Source organism: Undibacterium sp. Ji49W (assembly GCF_049340205.1).
GTDB lineage: Bacteria > Pseudomonadota > Gammaproteobacteria > Burkholderiales > Burkholderiaceae_D > Undibacterium.
Window position 1 is genome coordinate 1 of record NZ_JBMPOW010000078.1, and the last position, 255, is coordinate 255.

General features: G+C 56.9%; 1 protein-coding gene. It reads right to left on the reverse strand.

Annotated features, from left to right (window positions below; all coding sequences use genetic code 11):
• Positions 1-255, reverse strand: a 255-nt coding sequence (locus tag ACO0LK_RS27100) for a hypothetical protein (protein WP_422980622.1), incomplete at both ends; no start/stop codon positions are given.

The window sequence follows — 255 nt, forward strand, 5'->3', positions numbered from 1 at the left end:
GATCGAGACCAGTCACTGCCAGGTTGGCACCCGCGGAGGATGATCCTGTGAAGGAGGCATTCAGCGTTTGGATGTTGGTCAGTTTTGGGGTGATGAGTGTGCCGCCGTTGTCGTTGGCATTGCCCAGGGTGGCTGTCAGTGTGTTGGAGACGCCGGTACCGGTCAGTTGGTCTTCGTCTTGCAGGCTGTTGATACGGGCATTGCCGCCTGGTGTGTAGACTTGTGGGGCTGTGAATGTTTCGCCGGAAACAATGT